At 67.7% G+C, this 14,117-nt stretch carries 17 protein-coding genes; 11 read left to right on the top strand and 6 right to left on the bottom strand.

Going from position 1 to position 14,117, the window contains the following annotated elements:
* Genes J2X42_RS16260 through J2X42_RS16250 form a run of 3 tightly spaced genes read left to right on the top strand, consistent with a single transcriptional unit; the run spans position 1 to position 1,910 of the window.
* Positions 1–492 carry a DUF3592 domain-containing protein gene (locus J2X42_RS16260; RefSeq protein ID WP_310166815.1) on the top strand — a complete coding sequence of 164 codons (492 nt, stop codon included), beginning with the start codon at positions 1–3 and terminating at the stop codon, positions 490–492.
* Positions 493–518: 26 nt separating this feature from the next.
* Positions 519–1,391: an alpha/beta hydrolase gene (locus J2X42_RS16255; protein WP_310166814.1), complete on the top strand. Its 873-nt coding sequence runs from the start codon at positions 519–521 to the stop codon at positions 1,389–1,391.
* 9 nt (positions 1,392–1,400) lie between these two features.
* Positions 1,401–1,910, top strand: a complete 510-nt coding sequence (locus J2X42_RS16250; protein ID WP_310166813.1) for a GNAT family N-acetyltransferase — start codon at positions 1,401–1,403, stop codon at positions 1,908–1,910.
* Here J2X42_RS16250 and J2X42_RS16245 read toward each other — a convergent pair.
* A complete protein-coding gene (locus J2X42_RS16245) occupies positions 1,887–2,717 on the bottom strand; it encodes a hypothetical protein (protein ID WP_310166812.1) in 831 nt (276 codons plus the stop codon). The two genes, J2X42_RS16250 and J2X42_RS16245, sit on opposite strands and share 24 nt — an antisense overlap.
* 45 nt (positions 2,718–2,762) lie before the next feature.
* On the opposite strand from J2X42_RS16245, the gene J2X42_RS16240 reads away from it, so the two are divergent.
* The gene (locus J2X42_RS16240; RefSeq protein WP_310166811.1) at positions 2,763–3,110 is read left to right on the top strand and encodes a GntR family transcriptional regulator; all 348 of its coding nucleotides are present in this window, start codon (positions 2,763–2,765) and stop codon (positions 3,108–3,110) included.
* Between the two features lie 57 nt (positions 3,111–3,167).
* On the opposite strand, the gene J2X42_RS16235 is transcribed toward J2X42_RS16240, so the two are convergent.
* Genes J2X42_RS16235 through J2X42_RS16225 form a run of 3 tightly spaced genes read right to left on the bottom strand, consistent with a single transcriptional unit; the run spans position 3,168 to position 4,265 of the window.
* The gene (locus J2X42_RS16235; RefSeq protein WP_310166810.1) at positions 3,168–3,485 is read right to left on the bottom strand and encodes a hypothetical protein; all 318 of its coding nucleotides are present in this window, start codon (positions 3,483–3,485) and stop codon (positions 3,168–3,170) included.
* Between the two features lie 28 nt (positions 3,486–3,513).
* On the bottom strand, positions 3,514–3,774 hold the full coding sequence (locus J2X42_RS16230) for a helix-turn-helix transcriptional regulator (RefSeq protein ID WP_310166809.1): 261 nt from the start codon (positions 3,772–3,774) through the stop codon (positions 3,514–3,516).
* Positions 3,774–4,265, bottom strand: a complete 492-nt coding sequence (locus tag J2X42_RS16225; protein ID WP_310166808.1) for a DUF2975 domain-containing protein — start codon at positions 4,263–4,265, stop codon at positions 3,774–3,776. The genes J2X42_RS16230 and J2X42_RS16225 overlap by 1 nt, the downstream gene beginning before the upstream one ends.
* A gap of 106 nt (positions 4,266–4,371) precedes the next feature.
* Here J2X42_RS16225 and J2X42_RS16220 point away from each other — a divergent pair, with 106 nt between their 5' ends.
* Positions 4,372–4,695, top strand: a complete 324-nt coding sequence (locus J2X42_RS16220) for a hypothetical protein (protein WP_310166807.1) — start codon at positions 4,372–4,374, stop codon at positions 4,693–4,695.
* Positions 4,696–4,791: 96 nt separating this feature from the next.
* Here J2X42_RS16220 and J2X42_RS16215 read toward each other — a convergent pair whose 3' ends face one another.
* The gene (locus J2X42_RS16215) at positions 4,792–5,697 is read right to left on the bottom strand and encodes a helix-turn-helix transcriptional regulator (protein ID WP_310166806.1); all 906 of its coding nucleotides are present in this window, start codon (positions 5,695–5,697) and stop codon (positions 4,792–4,794) included.
* Positions 5,698–5,825: 128 nt separating this feature from the next.
* Between J2X42_RS16215 and J2X42_RS16210 the strand changes: the two genes are divergently transcribed.
* Together J2X42_RS16210 and J2X42_RS16205 are read left to right on the top strand one after the other, a co-directional pair.
* Positions 5,826–6,671: an aldo/keto reductase gene (locus tag J2X42_RS16210; protein ID WP_310166805.1), complete on the top strand. Its 846-nt coding sequence runs from the start codon at positions 5,826–5,828 to the stop codon at positions 6,669–6,671.
* A 10-nt stretch (positions 6,672–6,681) separates the two neighbouring features.
* Positions 6,682–7,353, top strand: a complete 672-nt coding sequence (locus J2X42_RS16205; RefSeq protein ID WP_310166804.1) for a flavodoxin — start codon at positions 6,682–6,684, stop codon at positions 7,351–7,353.
* Between the two features lie 105 nt (positions 7,354–7,458).
* Here J2X42_RS16205 and J2X42_RS16200 read toward each other — a convergent pair whose 3' ends face one another.
* Positions 7,459–9,816, bottom strand: a complete 2,358-nt coding sequence (locus J2X42_RS16200; RefSeq protein ID WP_310166803.1) for a glycoside hydrolase family 3 N-terminal domain-containing protein — start codon at positions 9,814–9,816, stop codon at positions 7,459–7,461.
* Positions 9,817–10,071: 255 nt separating this feature from the next.
* Here J2X42_RS16200 and J2X42_RS16195 point away from each other — a divergent pair, with 255 nt between their 5' ends.
* From J2X42_RS16195 to J2X42_RS16180, 4 genes are read left to right on the top strand one after another with little or no spacing between them, the layout of a single operon-like run.
* Entirely contained in the window at positions 10,072–11,190 is a 1,119-nt protein-coding gene (locus J2X42_RS16195) for a Gfo/Idh/MocA family oxidoreductase (RefSeq protein WP_310166802.1), read from the top strand.
* 41 nt (positions 11,191–11,231) lie between these two features.
* Positions 11,232–12,197, top strand: a complete 966-nt coding sequence (locus J2X42_RS16190) for a PmoA family protein (RefSeq protein WP_310166801.1) — start codon at positions 11,232–11,234, stop codon at positions 12,195–12,197.
* Positions 12,198–12,199: 2 nt separating this feature from the next.
* Positions 12,200–12,937, top strand: a complete 738-nt coding sequence (locus J2X42_RS16185) for a cupin domain-containing protein (protein WP_310166800.1) — start codon at positions 12,200–12,202, stop codon at positions 12,935–12,937.
* Between the two features lie 36 nt (positions 12,938–12,973).
* Complete coding sequence (locus tag J2X42_RS16180) at positions 12,974–14,011, top strand: LacI family DNA-binding transcriptional regulator (RefSeq protein WP_310166799.1); 1,038 nt, start codon at positions 12,974–12,976, stop codon at positions 14,009–14,011.
* Positions 14,012–14,117: the final 106 nt, after the last annotated feature.

The raw sequence follows: 14,117 nt of genomic DNA, 5'->3' as shown, positions 1-14,117 counted from the left end.
GTGACCTCGCCTAACGCCGCTGTGAACCGCAAGCCCAAGATATCGTGGGGAATGCGGGCCAACCTCGCGTTCTCCGCGCTGGTGATCTGCCTCGGCCCGATCCTGATAGTTGTTGGCACGCTCCAGATCAATGCCGACGCTGAGCTGGTGCGGACCGGAGAGCAGGTCCCCGGTACTGTCACTGAGTTCCACGACCGGGCGCAGGCCTCCGACCGCAAGATGAAAGTGGAGTTCCAGTCGGCCGCCGGATCAGCCCACTACGAGTGGATCATGGTGGACTATCATCAGCACCCCGTGGTCGGCGAAGAGGTCAAGGTGCGGTACCGGTTGTCCGATCCCGACGAGGCAACGGTGGTCGGATTTGAAAGCGACGGCGTATTTCTTAGGGGCGTGGGCGTTGTCCTGACGTTCATTTTTGGCGGTATCGGCATCTTGCTGGCTATCTCATCCTGGATGGGATCGAGAAAACGCCGAAACAAGCCCATCGGCTAAAGTCCTCTGAAAGGTGCGGGATCAACATGGCTGAAACTTCCGAGGCTGTCCTTCACGACGGATCGGTCATCCCCGTCACTATCCACGGCGAAGGGCCCGCGCTGCTGCTGCCGGCCCGCCTGGAGCCGTATGCGCTGGCCGACGCCGAGACCATGCGCAAATGGGGTGGTGACCCTGACCTTGGGCCCGCCCTGGTCCGCGGACTGTCAGGGTCCAACCGGCTGATCGTGGCTGACTACGAAGGCCACCGGATGGCGCAGCCGGCGGCGGAAACCCTCACTCCGGACAACCTCGCCGCTGACCTGCTCGCCATCGCGGACGCTGCCGCAGCCGACGTCTTCGGGTACTACGGCTACTCGTGGCTCGCGTTGAGCGGACTTCAGCTTGCCCTTCGCACCGACCGGCTCCGTGCACTGGCCATGGGCGGCTTTCCGCCCCGAGACGGGCCGTACCGGAGCATGCTGGCCGTCACCCGCGCCGCGCACGCGATGTCCGCCCTGGAGCCGGACCCGGCCTGGGTTCCCGTCGACGACGTCGAGCCGGGCGACTGGGACTCCGCCGCCGTCGAAACGACCGAGGCACAGACACGCCAGTTCGTCACCCTCTACGAAGCGCTCCAGGACTTCGACGACTCGGCCGCCGCCGTGCCCCGTGACCTGGCGCGGCTCGCCTTCGCCGGCGCGGACGACCAGATCGACTACAGCCCGCAATGGGGCGGCGTCCAGGTGCGGATCGGCGGGCCGCTTGCCGCGCATCGGGAGGAACTCATCGCGGCCGGATGGGATGTCCAGGTCCTTCCCGGGCTCGACCATCTCGGCGCCATGAACAGTTCTGTGGTCCTGCCCATCCTGACCGGCTGGCTCCGCAAGGCCGGCTGGGCCGGACAGCCGGCTGGTTAGGCTGGGAGCATGGACTTTCAGCTTCGCCAGGCCGGCCCGGAGGACGCCGAAGCGGTGGTGCGGATGCACACCCTGGCTCACGAGGAGTGTTACCCGCACCTGCTGACCCCGGAGTTCTTCCGCGCCCGGCGGGCCAGTATCCCCGAACGCGTGGAACGGCGTCGGTCCAACCTGGGCGTGCCTGACCCGCGGATCATCGCCGTGGACGCCGACGGCGAGGTGGTGGGATTGGCCGACGCCGGTCCGGGCCGTGACGAGGACGGTCCCGAAGAGCTTGAGCTGTATTCGATTTACACGCTGAGGCGGACGTACGGCTCCGGCCTCGGGGCGGCCCTGATGCGGGCCGCGATCGGGGATTCACCTGCCTATCTCTGGGTGGTTGAGGACAATCCGCGGGCGCTCGCTTTCTACCTCAAACACGGCTTCCGGCCGGACGGCAAACGCGGGGAGCTTCCGCCTGAGTGGGAAAGCCTGCCGGAGTTCCGGATGGTCCGGTCATCCTCCCCACAGAACCCATGAACCGTGCGGCAGTACGGGGTGGAAGCACAGGACGGGCACTCCCAGCCTGATCTCCACGCAACCGTACTGCCGCCGGGCCGCCGACTCCGCGAACCCCGTGAAGCCTGCGTTTCTGATGGCGGCGACGGTTTCGGGAAGCTCCTGGGTCTTTACCTCGAAGCAGTCGAACGGGCCCGCCCAGGGGTCGAACTGCCGGCTAAGGATATTGACATCGGGGTAGGTCCGTTCCCGTCCGCGCTGCAGCTCGCGAAGATCAGCCATGGCCGGTCCCATCCCTTCCTGGGACAGGCCGGGCGGGTCGAAACAGGCCGCGTACGCAGAGGGCGTGTACTCCGCGGCCTCGGGGTCAATCCAGGTGCCGTCCGGTAGTTCTGAAGGGGGCTTCACCATGAGGGACCCCGGATGAATTGCCCCGGAGCGGACGAGTTCAAGGCCTTTGTCGGACAGCCGCCGCTGCATCGGTTCGACTTCCCTGGCTTCGATCACCCTGCCATCGTCGTAGACGAGGATCCAGCCAAAGTGGTAGATGCCATGGTGGGCGATGATGCTCGCGGGCCTGTCCTGGCCGGCGGCAACGGCCGGCGCGCCCGCGGCGGTGTCCTCCTGCTGAGTCAGATCCGGAGGGGGACCCGGCCGTCCGAAGAAGGCGAGCGAGGCCCCCACGAGGGCCAGCAGAACAGCAAACGCGTAGAAGCTACGTCGGCGCCGTGCATGCTGCCTCGCCTCCGGGATCAGCACGACTGGGGTTTCTGTTTTATCGAACGGCTCCTGGGGACGCAGCGTCCGGGGGCCATCGGTGACAGTCATGACTGCCTCCTGTTTTCCCAAGATGATGCTAATCTTACTAGCACCATGTTGACAGTCAAGGTGCGCAAGGATGACCCCACCGACCTCTTCGAGCAGGTCGCCATGGAACTCCGTCGGGCCATCGCGGAGGGTGAGGCCAAGCCCGGGGAACGCCTTCCGCCCGCCAAGGACCTGGCTGCGGTGTTGGGCGTCAACACCAACACTGTCCTCCGTGCACTCAGGCTTCTGCGCGACGAGGGAATCCTGGAATTCCGCCGCGGCCGCGGCATCTCAGTGGTGGGGATCCCCGAACGCGGACAGGTCATCAAGCAGGCCCGCGACCTGGTGCATTACGCCCGCAAGCACGGCGTCGCAGTTGGTGAACTCATCGAGATCATCCGGAACGTCGACTGACCGTCACGGCGGTTCAGGGGAGAAGCGGGCCTGTGTCCGGCTGAGCGCCGAGGCGGGCTACTGAAGCGAGCGCCGGTTACGGGCCTGGCGGACCAGCCTCAGGAAGGCAAAGATGAAGGCGGCCTCGATCACGGCCATCAGTCCAAGCATCAGCCACTGGCTTTCGCTGATGAAGTAGATGACTCCCAGGGAAACCAGCACAGTTCCGAGGACCAGCGCGTACACGGCGAAACCAAGGGCCACCCTGGCGCTGCGCACACCTGTGCGGAACCCGAAGCCCACTGGCTCGCCGCCCGGGTACCCCTCCACGCGGTCGCGGCCGGCGGGCTTGAGCCGGTCGAACTCATCCCACAGTTCACGGTCCTGGTCCGTCATGCCTCCATTATCCCGCGCGGCACGCCGCCTAGCTGAACTCGGAAACCGGCCGCCCGCCGTCGTCCGCGCCCAGGGAGGCGGGAAGCTCCGGCTCCCAGCGCAGCAGGTCGCCGGGCTGGCATTCCAGCACCTCGCAGAGGGCCTCAAGCGTGGTGAAGCGCACCGCCTTGGCCCGGCCGTTCTTGAGCACCGCGAGATTGGCGGGCGTGATCCCCACCCGTTCAGCGAGCGTCCCGACGGGCATCTTCCGCCTGGCCAGCATCACATCGATATCGACGACGATGGGCATCAGATCACCTCGTCGAGTTCGGACTGCAGGTCCTTCGCTTCGGCGTCGCGGGCAACGGCCTGGGCCAGCAGCGTGCGCATCACCAGGACCACCAGGGCAACTCCGGCGATCATGAGGGACGCCCCGCAGATCAGGAGCACAACGCCGGGCGCCGTTTCGCCGGGCGCGAGGATCACCGCGATCCCGAACATCAGCAGGGAAGCAGCGGCGATCGCGCCGACGATGATGTCCACATACCGAAAGGCCGCGTGCGAGAAGACCGTTCCGCGGCGCACCATCGTGAGCAGGCGCCACACGCAGGCCGCCGTGACCTGTACGCACACGATTCCCAGGACGATGATGGCCAGCAGGGCCATGCGCGGGCCTTCGGGCGCGCCCGCCTCGACGAGGTCGGCTGAAACCAGCGGCACCATCCGCACCTGGACGAACAACGAACCCGCAAGGACCATGGCAATCACGATGCGCAGGACGAGGATGGTGAGCTTACCCATGAGGTCTCCTTGGTGTCGATTAACAGTTGGATAGTATCGATAATCGACAGATGCGGCAAGATGAAAAAGTCTGGCAGTCCAAGGCGCTCCGCCCTACGGTGGAGGCATGACTGAAACTTTCTCCAATCTCGTGGACACGTTCAAGAACGTCGGCGTCGCCAGGGCGTACGGCGATCCCGTCCAGTTGGGCGGCCAGGAGGTCATCCCGGTGGCGCTCGTCTCCTTCGGCTTCGGCGGTGGCAACGAGGGCGACGACGGCGCTTCCGGCGGAGGGGGCGGCGGCATGGTGCTGCCGCTCGGCGTTTACCGGAACGACGGCGGCAACGTCACCTTCCGCCCCAACACCGTGGTCACCCTGGTGTGCCTGGTCCCGCTGGTCTCGGTCCTTGGTGCCTCCGTCCGAAGGGCCATCCGGGCCGCGAAATCCTGACGCTGACCCCTTTACGCGCGAACGTACACTTGGCGCCCACTTTTCCAAGGGCCCCAACTGTACGTTCGCGCTGATGCTGTGCGTGGGGCGGGAGATTCAGCTGGGCTGGTCGTTGCGGTGCGGGATGTCGGCGGCGGCGGCGGCGCGTGCCGTGGGTGCCGGTTGGCTGGCACTCCAGCTGGCCAGGAAGTCGAGCTGTTCGCGGGCGTGACTTTCGGGTTCGGCCGTGTAGACGATGACCGTAAGGCCGTCGCCGGTCAGTTCCAGTGAATCGCCAGTGAGTTCGATCTCGCCCACCAGCGGGTTGCGCAGTGTCTTGCGGGCCGTGCGGTGGAAGCGGACGTTGTGGCGCGCCCAGCGGGTGGCGAATTCGGTGCTTCCGGTGGCGAGGTCGCCGATCAGGGCGTTCAGTGCCCGGTCCCGGGGGTTGCGTCCCGCTTCCGAGCGGAGTGCGGCGGCAAGGTCGTCGGCGAGGGTCTCCCATTCGACGAAGAAGTCCTTCGACCGCGCGTCGAGGAACATAAACCGGGCAAGGTTCAGCGGCAGGCCGTCCGGGCTGAGGATCCCCGCATAGAGGGCGAAGCAGAGACTGTTGGCGGCGAGGATGTCCATCCGCGAGTTGCGGACGTAGGCCGGGGTGCCGGTCATGCCGGCCAGGATCAGCTCCACGCTGGGACGGACCTGGGCCTGGGGCCTGCGCGTCCCTGCTGCCTTGGACGGGGCGGCTGCCCTGGCGAGATCAAACAGGTGGGAGCGTTCGGCCTCGTCGAGCTGCAGCGTGCCGGCGAGGGCGTCGAGCACGGATTCAGACACCCCTCGCAGGTTTCCGCGCTCGAGGCGGGCGTAGTACTCCGTACTGACGCCGGCGAGCATGGCCACTTCCTCGCGTTTGAGGCCGGTGACCCGCCGGACACCGCCGTAGGAGGGTATCCCTGCCTGGTCGGGCGTGATCCGCGACCGCCGGCTCATCAGGAACTCGCGGATGTCCTTGCTGTTGTCCATGCGTCCAACGGTACGAGGCACGGGCGGGTCCTAACAGGAACTGCCAGTACACCTCACAACAGGCACTCCCACGCACGCGCACGGACTGGTTGTGTTGATACCAGCAACCATACGAGGAGGAACCCGCCATGAAGAATGTCACCCTTAACAACGGCGTCGAAATGCCGATCCTTGGCTTCGGCGTTTACCAGATCCCGGCGGACCAGACCGAGCAGGCTGTCAGCGAAGCCCTCGCCGCCGGCTACCGCTCACTCGACACCGCGGCCGCGTACCAGAATGAGGAAGCGGTGGGCCGTGCGATCAGGAACAGCGGCATCGCCCGCGACGAGCTGTTCATCACCACCAAGCTCTGGGTCCAGGACGCGGGCGAGGACGCCACCAAACGTGCCTTCGACAGCTCCCTGAAGCGCCTCGGCCTGGACCACGTGGACCTCTACCTGATGCACCAGCCTTACGGGGACGTCTACAGCCAGTGGCGCGCCATGCAGGATCTGAACGCCGCGGGCCTGGTCCGGGCGATCGGCGTGTCCAATTTCCACTCGGACCGGCTCGTGGACCTGATCACGCACAACGACATCACTCCCGCTGTGAACCAGATTGAAACGCATCCGTTCCACCAGCGGGCGGAGGAGAACGAGTACATGCGCGGGCATGGCGTCCAGCACGAGTCGTGGGGGCCTTTCGCGGAGGGAAAGAACAACCTCTTCTCGGACCCCACCCTCACCGCCGTCGCAGGCGTGCACGGTAAGTCCGAGGCGCAGGTGGTGCTGCGCTGGCTGATCCAGCGCGACGTCGTCGTGATCCCCAAGTCAGTCCGGCCTGACCGGATGGCCGAAAACCTCGACGTGTTCAACTTCGAACTCACCGATGAGCAAATGAAGCTCATCGCTGCCCTGGACACGGAAACGTCGCTGTTCTTCGACCACCGTGACCCCAAGATGGTCAGCTTCCTCGGCCAGCGGCGCGTCGACTAGGAAGCTGCCCATGCCGGGAAACCTGAGGCCCATCGGCCGCCGTTCCGTCCTGCGTACCGCCGTCGCCGGCTTTACCGGCGCGGTGGTCGCCGCCGGAACGTCGGCCTGCACCATCGGAAGGGAGACCTCGATGCCCCAGGACACTGCCGGGGCCGGCGGGCGGGTCCTGCTCGCCTACTTCTCCCGGGCAGGGGAAAACTACCACTACGGCGGGCGCACCAACCTCGAAATCGGGAACACTGAGGTGCTGGCCGGCGTGATCAGCGGACTCATCGGCTGCGATGTGCACCGCATCGAAGCAGCGGAAACGTACCCTGACGCGTACGATGCCGCCGTCGCACGCAATGTCCGCGAGCAGGAGGCGGACGCGCGGCCGGCCATCGCGAACCCGCTGCCGTCGATCGAGCTGTACAGCACCGTGCTGCTGGCCAGCGGCGTTTGGAACGTCCGGGCGCCGATGATCATGGCCACGTTCGCCGAAACCTACGACTTCAGCGGCAAAACCATCCATCCCGTCACCACCCACGCCATGAGCGGGCTCGGCACCACCGAGAGGGACTACGCGCGGTCCTGCCCGGCGGCGGTCATCGCTGAAGGCCTCGCGGTGCGCGGCGAAGAAGTCCGCGACGCCGGACCGGACGTCGAGTCCTGGCTCCGCCGCGCCGGGCTGCTCCAGCTCTGACGAATTTCGCGCGAACGTACAGTTGGCGCCCTGCTCAGTGGGCCACAAGTGTACGTTCGCGCCTAAAGGAGGGCTTAAGTGTACGTTCGCGCCAAAAGGAGGGGCTTAAATGTTCGTTCGCGCGGGGGTGACCGTGACCGGGGTGAGCATCTCGCGTTCGAACCCCACCACCCGCCGCGGACCGTGCAGGATCACCTCATGCGTGTGGACGTCGGATGTGCTTGAGGTTGAGACATGCAGCTTCACCAGCCCCGGTGCCACCACGCGCTTCAGGTCCACCCCCGTGAAGGACGTCCGGTCCCCGTGCACCGCGAACTCCACCGAGGCGGAGGCCCCGGCGGCCAATTCCACCCGCGCGTAGCCGATCAGTTCCCGGACCGGCCGCACCACCTCGCCCACCGGATCCTCCAAGTACAGCTGCACCACCTCGGCGCCGTCCACCGCGCCGGTGTTGGTCACCGTGCAGCCCACGGTGACCGAGCCCGACGTCGACACAGCAGGCGCGCTGGCCAGATGGCCTGAGAACGAAAACGAGGTGTAGGACAGCCCGTGCCCGAACCCGTACAGCGGCGACGGGTCCAGGGCGCTGACGCCGGTGGGCCCGGCCAGCCGGCTGTGCAGGTAGGTGCCGGGCTGCCCGCCGGAGGTCCGCGGCACGGACACCGGCAGCTTCCCGGAAAAATTCACGACGCCGGTGAGGACGTCCCAGAGCGCCCCGGCACCCTCCTCACCGGGAAAGAACCCCTGCACGACGGCGTCAGCCCGGTCCGCGAAACCGCCCAGCGCGTACGGGCGGCCGCTGAGGACCACCACGATGGTGCGTGTGCCGGCGGCCGCGGCGGCAGCGAGGACGGCGTCCAGCATTTCGTGCTGGTCTCCAGGAAGGCGGAGGTCCGCGGCGTCGTTGCCCTCGCCGGAAGTGCCGCGGCCGAACAGCCCGGCGTTGTCGCCCACCACCACCACGCACGTGTCCACCCATGCGGCGATTGAGCACGCCTCGGCGACCTCCTCCGGCGTGATGGCCTCGCAGGTCCCGGTCGCGGCGGACACAACTCCGGCGAAGCGTTCGGAGGCTGCCCCGGCCACGGTGGGCACGGAGATGCCCATCGGCACGTCCGGGTGGGAGGCGCCAACGTGCGCGTCGAACGAATAGCAGCCCAGCATCGCGAACGGGTCCCGGGCAAGCGGCCCCACGACGCCGAGCGACCGCACGGCCGAAGCGGGCAGCGGCAGTGCCGGACCGCCGTCGTGCGTTCCGTTTTTCAGCAGCACCAGCGACTGCGCCGCCATGGTCCGGGCCAGAGTGCGGTGCCCCGCGGGATCGAGCTCGATGCCGGACGCCAGGGCAGGCGGCGCGGGATCGAAATCGGGGGAGAGGAGCCCTGCCTGCTGCTTCTGGGCCAGGACGCGGCGCAGCGCGGTATCCACGAGCGCCTCGTTCACCGCGCCGTCGCGGACGCGCTGCAGCAGCGGGTTGCCGTAGCAGTTCACGGTGGGAAGTTCGACGTCGACTCCCGCCGTCAGTGCCAGCGCTGCGGCCTCGCCCAGGTCGGCGGCCACGCCGTGGGTGACGTTGAGGAAGGCGACGCCGAAGTAGTCGGCCACCACCGTTCCGGTGAAGCCCCATTCGTCCCGGAGCAGACCCGTGAGCAGGGCCTGGTTGGCGGCGGCCGGGACGCCGTCGACGTCCGTGTAGGCGTGCATCACCGAACGCGAACCGCCATGCTTGAGGGCCATCTCGAACGGCGGCAGCATCACGTCGGCCAGTTCGCGCGGACCCATGGATACGGGGGCATGGTTGCGGCCGGCCACGGAAGCGGAATAGCCCACGAAGTGCTTGAGCGTGGCCACGATGCCCGCCTCCTCGAGCCCCTGCACATAAGCGGACGCCACGGTCCCCACCAGGTACGGGTCCTCGCCAATGGTCTCCTCGACGCGGCCCCAGCGGAGGTCGCGCACCACGTCCAGCACCGGTGCCAGGCCCTGGTGCACGCCGAGTGCCCGCATGTCCGTGCCGATCAGGCCGGCCATCTCACGGACGAGTTCCGGGTTGAAGCTGGCGCCCCAGGCCAGCGGGACGGGGAAGGCGGTGGCTTTCCAGGCGGCGAGTCCGGCCAGGCACTCCTCGTGCACCTGGGCGGGAATCCCGAAACGGGATGCTGCCATGATCTGCTCCTGCGCGGCAGCCAGCCGGCGGGCGCCGTCGAGCGGTTCCAGCGGCGTGGTGCCGTACATCCGGGTGATCTGGCCCAGGCCGTTGGCGATCACGTCATCCCAGGAGCGGGCGTCGCCGGCCATCTGGTTCTGCAGCGGCGCCACGGAGTCGCCGTCCGTGGACGCGTTCACCCATACACCCGCCAGCTGCGCGAGCTTCTCCTCCAGCGTCATCTCGGCGATGAGGTGCTCGACGGCGTCCGGCCCGGCGGCGCGGGGGAGTGCTTGTTTCTCGGCGGCACCGCTCACGGGCGTCTCCTCACATAGGAATCAGTTTTTTAGAAACTATCAGAAATTTGTATTTAGTTTCTAGGGTTGAAAACCATTGACTTCACTGCATCATGCTTCTTACGGTTGAAGGGCGGCCGGAAATGCTGCTCGAGAATGTTTCGGAAACTAATGATCCGATCATGAAAGTTTCGGTAGCTCCGGGCGGCCCCAAGAGCGAGCAAGCAAACGACCAGCACCATCCAGTGAAGAACTGCAAAGGCGGAGAATTTTCAGATGCGGACGTACAAAGTGGCCATCGTTGGCACCGGCGGGATCGCCGCGGTCCACGCGGACAACCTGGCCCGGACCAGCGGCCGGGCGGAGCTCGTGGCGGCCTGCGATGTGGACCAGGCCCGGCTGGACGCGTTCGCGGACCAGCATGGCATCGCGGGCCGGTACCTGGGCCTCACCGAGCTGTTGGCGGAGGCCAGGCCGGACATCGTCCACCTGTGCACCCCGCCCCTGATGCACATCGACCAGGCCATCGAGTGCCTGGCGGCCGGCGTCCATGTCCTGTCCGAGAAACCGCCGGCCCTGTCCCTGGCGGACTTCGACCGGCTGGAAACCGCCCAGGCCCAGGGCGGCGCGCAGTTCTCCTGCGTGTTCCAGCACCGCTTCGGCGATGCGTCCGCCGCTGCCCGGGAGCTGATCGGCGGCGGCGGGTTCGGCCGGCCGCTGGTGGCCCGGTGCGACACGCTCTGGTACCGGCCCGACAGCTACTGGGACCTGCCGTGGCGCGGCACCTGGAACGCCGAAGGCGGCGGCCCCACCATGGGCCACGGCATCCACCAGTTCGACCTGCTGCTCCACCTGCTGGGCCCGTGGCAGGAGGTCACCGCCATCGCCTCCCGGCAGGCCCGCGCCACCTCCACCGAGGACCTGTCCGCCGCGCTGGTGCGGTTCGAGAACGGCGCCGTGGCCACCATTATCAACTCGCTGCTCTCCCCGCGGGAGACCTCGGACATCCGGATCGACTGCGAATTCGCCACCGTGGAACTGAGCCACCTGTACGGCTACGCCACGGACAACTGGACCGTCACCCCGGCGCCGGGCCACGAGGATGAGGTCACCGGCGCGTGGGAGGCACAGCCGCTGGAGCGCGGGAGCGGACACTCGGCCCAGTTCCTGGCCATGTATGACGCGCTGGACGCCGGCAGTCCGCTCCCGGCCGGCGCGGACTCCGCGCGGCAGACACTCGAGCTCGCTGCCGCGATCTATGCCTCCGCCTTCACCGGCACATCCGTGCGGCGCGGCGGGATTGAGCCCGGCCACCCCTTCTACGGCGGCATGGACGGCGAGGGCCTGGGAACCCGGGTCCTGGACGCAACGGCAGCCGTCCCCGCAACGGTCTAAGCACCAACCCTTTTACCGACCCACGATTTTTGGAGACACCCATGACCAGTCCCGCAGCAACCACCACAACCGCCACAGTTGAACAGACACAGCTCAGCTATTCCGACGACGGCGCCGCCCTCACCTTTACGGCCGGCGGCCAGCCGATCGCCACCTACACCTACAAGCCCACGGACAGCCAGTACGAAAGCCCGCGGCCCTATTTCCACCCGCTCACCACTCTGGGCGGCGACGAGGTGACCATCTTCCGGCCCTGGGACCACATCTGGCACAAGGGCCTGTCGCTGGCACTGCCGAACGTGGGCAAGGACAACTTCTGGGGCGGTGCCACGTACACACGCGCCACCGGCTACGCCAACCTGGACAACAACGGCGCCATGACCCACGAGGCCTTCACCGCCATTAATGACTCAGGGGCCGGGATCACCGCGGCCGAGGAGCTCGTGTGGAGCTCGCAGGACGGGACGCCTGTGATCGCCGAGAAGCGGCGCTTCAATGTCCAGGTCCTCGATGTCCCGGCAACCCCGGCCTGGGTGCTGCTCTTCGAAACGGAAATCACCAACATCTCGCCGGACGTCATCGAGATCGGCAGCCCCACCACCGAGGGCCGGGACAACGCCGGCTACGGCGGGCTGTTCTGGCGCGGGCCACGGTCGTTCACCGGCGGGCAGTTCCGCTCCGAGGCCGGCACCGGGCAGGACGAGTTCATGGGCACCCGCTCGGAGTGGATCTCCTTCACCGGCCGGCACGACGACAGCTGCCGGTTCTCAACAATCACGTTCGTGGAGGACGGCACCAACCCGGGCGCCCCTAACCAGTGGTTCGCCCGGTCGTCCATGTTCGCGTGCCTGGGCGCCGCACCGTTCTTCAGCGAAGCAGTCCCGCTGCAGGCGGGCCGGCCGCTCACCTACCGCTACGCCGTCGTCATTTCCGACGGTGAGGTGGACGGGCAGTCCGCAGCAGAGCTCGCCGGGGCGGCCAAAACCGCGCTGGAGGCATGGGCCTGAACATGGCAGCCACCACCTTCCCGGGCGCCACCGCCGTGTCCGAGGTCAGCATCTACGACTGGCCCGCCTCGGACGGCGCGGCCGGCGGAACCCCGCACCTGCACACGGCGTCCGCGGAAGCGTACGTGGTGCAGCAGGGGAGGGGACGGCTGGAGACTCTGGATTCGCGCGGCTTCACTTCGACTGCGCTGGAACCGGGGGCGGTGCTGTGGTTCACGCCCGGCACCATCCACCGGGCTGTCAACGATTCGGGTGACCTGCGCGTCCTGGTGGTGATGCAGAACGCGGGCCTGCCGGAGAATGGCGACGCCGTGATGACGTTCCCGCCCGCGCACCTGGCGGACGCTGCGGCGTACGGTCGCGCGGCGGCACTGGAGCCCGGTGATGCCGACGGCGGCGACCCGGGCGCGGAGGCGGCCGCGCGCCGTCGTCGTGATCTGGCGTTGGAGGGGTACTTTGCCCTGAAGGCCGCCGTGCTGGAATCCGGGCCCGGCGCCCTGGCCGGGTTCCATGCGGCGGCGGCCCGGCTGGTCAGTTCCCGGACGCGGGACTGGCAGGCCTTGCTTGCCGAAGGTGCCGAGCGGCAGGCCGCGGCGACACGGCAGCAGTTGCAGTCTCTGGAAATTGCCGAAAGTTTCTATCTGCAGGAAGCGCGGACTACCATGGGGAAACGGAAAACCAGCAGGATTTACGGCATGTGCGGCCGGATCCAGGCGTGGGGACTTTCCGAAAACTCGTAGGGCCGGGGGAGTGCTCCGGCGGGAAAGGTGGGTTCCATGGTCAAGCAGGACACCGGGCGCGCGACGATCAGTGAGATTGCCCGGGAGGCCGGCGTCTCGGTCCCCACCGTATCCAAAGTCCTGAACGGCCACGCCCATGTGGCGGCGGAAACGCGTGCCCGGGTGGAGGAGATCATCGCCCGCCGCGACTACGCGCGCCGCCCGGCGAAACGGCGGCAGAAGGCCGGGCTGATCGACCTGGTGTTCCCCGGCCTGGGGTCGGAGTGGGCGCTGGAGATCATCGAGGGCGTGGAGCGCGTGGCGCAGGACGCCGGGTACGGCACGGTGGTCAGCAGCCTGAACATGGACGGCTCGCGGATCCGGCCGTGGCTGGCGAACGTGGCGGAGCGGAAGTCGGACGGGCTGCTGATGGCCGTGTACCAGCTGGACGCCAAGCAGATCCAGCGGATCAAGTCGCTGGGGATCCCGGTGGTGCTGATTGATCCTGTGGGCCAGCCGGGGCCGGACCTGATGACGGTGGGCGCGGCCAACTGGGACGGCGCGCACTCGGCCACCGAGCACCTGCTGCAGCTGGGGCACCGCCGGATCGGGATGATCGGCGGCCGCGAGGACCTGCAGTGCAGCAGTGCCCGCGAGGACGGCTACATCTCCGCGCTGCGGCGTGCGGGCATCCCGGTGGATCCGGCGCTGATGGTCCCGGGCGACTTTTCCATCGAGGCGGGCGAGGCCGGAACCCGGAAGCTGCTGTCTTTGGACGACCGGCCCACGGCGATTTTCACCGGCAACGACGACCAGGCCATGGGCGCCTACCGGGCGGCACGGACGGCCGGGCTGCGGATCCCGGAGGACCTGTCCATCATCGGCTTTGACGACATCCCGGCGGCGGAGTGGATCGAGCCGGGCCTGACCACCATCCGCCAGCCAGTGGTCCAGATGGCCGAGACCGCCATGCGCGCGCTGCTCCGGCACCTTGAAGGGGACGAGGAACTGCCGCAGCGGATCGAGCTCGGGACCGAACTGGTGGTGCGCGGCTCGACGGCGGCCCCGGCCAAGAAGGCGGCCGCGGCGAAGTAGCCCCCGCCGACCAGGACGCTCGTTACCTTCTTCGTAGCCCCTTTCTGGTGCAGGATGTGGGGTGTGCTGGCCTGCCGGTCCCGGCATGATTGCGACGCTCTGTTGT

This window comes from Arthrobacter sp. BE255, from assembly GCF_031457335.1.
Taxonomy (GTDB): domain Bacteria; phylum Actinomycetota; class Actinomycetes; order Actinomycetales; family Micrococcaceae; genus Arthrobacter.
This window is presented reverse-complemented; position numbering and strand designations above follow the sequence as displayed.

Excerpts from the sequence above, each read along its gene's own strand:
- J2X42_RS16210 (WP_310166805.1), top strand. The coding sequence starts at position 5,826 with ATGAAGAATGTCACCCTTAACAACGGCGTCGAAATGCCGATCCTTGGC.
- J2X42_RS16255 (WP_310166814.1), top strand. The coding sequence starts at position 519 with ATGGCTGAAACTTCCGAGGCTGTCCTTCACGACGGATCGGTCATCCCC.
- J2X42_RS16220 (WP_310166807.1), top strand. The coding sequence starts at position 4,372 with ATGACTGAAACTTTCTCCAATCTCGTGGACACGTTCAAGAACGTCGGC.
- J2X42_RS16180 (WP_310166799.1), top strand. The coding sequence starts at position 12,974 with ATGGTCAAGCAGGACACCGGGCGCGCGACGATCAGTGAGATTGCCCGG.
- J2X42_RS16230 (WP_310166809.1), bottom strand. The coding sequence starts at position 3,774 with ATGCCCATCGTCGTCGATATCGATGTGATGCTGGCCAGGCGGAAGATG.
- J2X42_RS16205 (WP_310166804.1), top strand. The coding sequence starts at position 6,682 with ATGCCGGGAAACCTGAGGCCCATCGGCCGCCGTTCCGTCCTGCGTACC.
- J2X42_RS16245 (WP_310166812.1), bottom strand. The coding sequence starts at position 2,717 with ATGACTGTCACCGATGGCCCCCGGACGCTGCGTCCCCAGGAGCCGTTC.
- J2X42_RS16190 (WP_310166801.1), top strand. The coding sequence starts at position 11,232 with ATGACCAGTCCCGCAGCAACCACCACAACCGCCACAGTTGAACAGACA.
- J2X42_RS16225 (WP_310166808.1), bottom strand. The coding sequence starts at position 4,265 with ATGGGTAAGCTCACCATCCTCGTCCTGCGCATCGTGATTGCCATGGTC.
- J2X42_RS16215 (WP_310166806.1), bottom strand. The coding sequence starts at position 5,697 with ATGGACAACAGCAAGGACATCCGCGAGTTCCTGATGAGCCGGCGGTCG.
- J2X42_RS16195 (WP_310166802.1), top strand. The coding sequence starts at position 10,072 with ATGCGGACGTACAAAGTGGCCATCGTTGGCACCGGCGGGATCGCCGCG.
- J2X42_RS16235 (WP_310166810.1), bottom strand. The coding sequence starts at position 3,485 with ATGACGGACCAGGACCGTGAACTGTGGGATGAGTTCGACCGGCTCAAG.
- J2X42_RS16185 (WP_310166800.1), top strand. The coding sequence starts at position 12,200 with ATGGCAGCCACCACCTTCCCGGGCGCCACCGCCGTGTCCGAGGTCAGC.
- J2X42_RS16240 (WP_310166811.1), top strand. The coding sequence starts at position 2,763 with ATGTTGACAGTCAAGGTGCGCAAGGATGACCCCACCGACCTCTTCGAG.
- J2X42_RS16250 (WP_310166813.1), top strand. The coding sequence starts at position 1,401 with ATGGACTTTCAGCTTCGCCAGGCCGGCCCGGAGGACGCCGAAGCGGTG.